A 3,163-nucleotide genomic window follows, 5' to 3' on the forward strand; every position below is an offset into this window, starting at 1 on the left:
ATCGAGTTCCAGATCACCGGGATCAAAGACGCCGCCGATCCCCGGGACCGCTTCAAGCTCCTTTCGCACCGAGGGGACCAGACCGGGATCGTTGACGTAGACGTGCGCCAATTGATGATCGGCGACCGCAAACGCCTTCGATTCCCCCGGCATCAAGACTTCGCCGAAGGGTCCGTTCCGCACCGACAGCCAGCCGGCCTGACGGAGCACACGGTTGATGTGAATCGGCCGATCGACCGGAACCAAGCCGTATTCTGAAACGATCACCACCTGTGCCCCGACCTCGTCGGCGGCGGCCAGGATGGTTTGCACACACTGGTCGACCTCGGCCACCCGCGCCGGGTCGTGATCGGGGAATCGTTGAAAGTCGTAATCCAGATGCGGCAGGTAGGCGAGTGTGACCTGGGGCTGCTTTTCACGCAGCACCGTCGCGGTGGCCTCCGCGATCCAGCGACTGCACGGCAACCCGGCACCGGGCCCCCAGAACGTGAAAAACGGAAACGCCCCATGGCGTTCGGTGAGATTGCACTCGGTGTGGTCGAGCACGTCAAAGACTTTGCTGCCGTCACAGCCATAATGCGGCTTGGGCGTGCAACTGTAGCGCGCCGTCGACGATTGATTGAACCACCAAAACATCTTGGCGGTTTCGAACTCGTCATAGAAGGCCGGCCCCTGGACCAACGAGCGGGCTTGTTGCCAGAACCGAATCTCCTGGGTCTCGCGGTAGTACCAGCCGTTGCCGACGACGCCGTGATCGCGTGGGGCCAGCCCGGTCAGCATCGTTGCCTGGGACGTGCAGGTGACCGCCGGCAGTGGGCTGGTCCACGGCATGAATTGTTTACCGCCCGCGGCCAGCTCGTCCGTGGACGGATTCCCCGCCAGCGACCGAATCGCCGGTGCGTCAGCGAGCAATCGAGCCGTCAGCCCGACGACATTGATAATGCAAACCCGATGCGTCATTCGGGATCGTCATCCGGTACCGGCGGCAGGGTCATCACCCGGTACAGACAATACGTCAACAACGTGACCACCGACCCGACCGAGCAGGCCATCACGATCCAACCGTAGATGTTCATTTAAGTTTCAGGTTACAAGTTTCAGGTTTCAGGTTTCAAGTTTCAGGTTTCACTCCATCTGGTCGAACCGGCCCTGCTGACGCCAACGGATTCCCGCCACGTGAACCATCACGGTCAGGAACGCGATCGTGCCTCCGATGAACAGCAACGACATCAAGATCACTTCGTCGTCGGCGATCTTGGACAGATAACCTTGCGTGACCGCGCCCGTTTCCGGATCGGTTTTATCCAACACGTTTTCCCACGCGAACGCGATGAAGATCACACCCAGGTAAACGGGCACGACGTACTTCAACATGTACTGCACCACGGTCGGGATTCGAATGTGTGACCCCTGACTGGATTCTTTCGCTCCCTGTTCGATCCCAAACACCCAGCCGTAGATCACCGCTTGGACCATCGCGAGCACGAAGATCAGGAACGTGCCGACCCAGAAATCGAACGTGTCGAGTGCTTTCAGTCCCGCGGAAAAGTACATCACGAACCCGCTGCCGGACAACGAAATGATGCCCAATAGCGACACCGACGCGCCACGCTGCATCCCAAAACCTTCTTCGAAGAACGCGATCACCGGCTGCAGCATCGACAAGCTGCTGGTGATCGCGGCCAGGAACAACATGAAGAACCACAGGAACCCGAAGAACTGTCCGGCCGGCATCTGCGCGAACACATTGGGCAGCGCGGTGAACCCCAGGCCGAACGTCCCCTGATCCCCTGCCGCCGCACCGAGAAAAATGAATGCGGCCGGCAACGTGATCAGACCGCCCAAGCAGACTTCGAAAAATTCGTTCATGCTACAGGCGGTCAAACCGCTGAGCACCACGTCGTCTTTTTTCTTCAGATAGCTGGCGTAGTTGACGATCACCCCGAATCCAACCGACAGGGAGAAAAAGATCTGGCCGGATGCGGCGAGCCACGTCTTGGAATCCAGCAAGGCCGAGAAATCGGGGTTCCACATGAATCCCAATCCTGCATTCACTTTGTCGGCCGGCAAGGTCAGCACCCTGACCAGCACGCACAGGGCACACACCACCATCAACGGAATCGCATAGCGACAGAACGTCTCGATCCCCTTGGCGACGCCTCGGTAGATAAAAATGAAGTTGATCACGAAGGTGATCATCACAAAGTACAGCAGCGACGACTCGCCCCGGAACGCGGCGCCGTTTTGTCCCTCGCCGCTGCCGACAAAGCTGCCGAAAAACGAACCGTAGGCCTCGGTGTCTTCGCCGAGCATCAAGGATCCGTTCAAGTACGAGAACGCATACGCCAGACACCAGGCCTCGATCACGACGTAATACATGTAGATCACCAGCGGAATCAGCAGTGCCGGAACCGCCAGGTAGCGTGCCTTGGCGTTGCGGCAGACGACGCTAAAAATCCCCGGTGACGAGTTGAAACCATGATGCCCGCCATAACGCCCCATCGTCCATTCGGCCCAACACAGCGGGATGCCCAGGACCAACAACGAGATAAAGTAGGGCAGCAAGAACGCGCCGCCACCGTTTTGAGCGGCTTGGCCGGGGAACCTCAAGAAGTTGCCCAGCCCCACGGCCGAACCGGCGACGGCCAAGATCACGCCGATCCGAGTCCCCCACTGTTCATTGCTGCCGTGTTGCGAAGCCGTCTGGTTTTCGGATGAATTTTCCACGTCTTTCCAGTCTTTGGATCGGGACATGCGGACAGGCGAGACGTCAGTTTAGCCCGCAGAGCGCATTCTTGGGCAGGCGGATGCGCGAAAAGCTGTCTCGACGCGGCAATGGACAGACAACCTCCCTCAGCTTCCCTTGCCGGCAATCCCAATCCACCCGGCTCGGCGGTAGCCTCGCCCTCCTCCCGTCAAACGCACCGGCCGCTGCGTCACCGCCTGCGTCACCACCTGCGGCCCCCGCCTTAAAATCCGATCTGGACGAAGCACTCCAGCATCTAACCGGAGCACCAGCGAGTGTCTCGGCAGACGATTCCGCCGCAGCCGGCGGCGAATCAATCGAAAATCCGAAAAGATTCTGTTCGCCCGACCGCTCGGCTGTCGTCAACCTCTGAGGACGACCAGTCGGTCAATCACGTGGACGCTCCGGACATCGGTG

The 3,163-nt window shown here is 59.6% G+C and carries 2 protein-coding genes; both read right to left on the reverse strand.

What is annotated here, in order from left to right:
- Positions 1-960, reverse strand: a 960-nt coding sequence (locus ABX749_RS27315) for an alkaline phosphatase family protein (RefSeq protein WP_372898812.1), incomplete at its 3' end; no start/stop codon positions are given.
- Positions 961-1,125: 165 nt separating this feature from the next.
- Positions 1,126-2,754, reverse strand: coding sequence for a sodium-dependent transporter (locus ABX749_RS27320; RefSeq protein ID WP_372898813.1), 1,629 nt, complete (start codon positions 2,752-2,754; stop codon positions 1,126-1,128).
- Between the last annotated feature and the right edge of the window lie 409 nt (positions 2,755-3,163).

Origin of the sequence: Stieleria sp. (genome assembly GCF_041595215.1) — a bacterium.
GTDB lineage: Bacteria > Planctomycetota > Planctomycetia > Pirellulales > Pirellulaceae > Stieleria > Stieleria magnilauensis.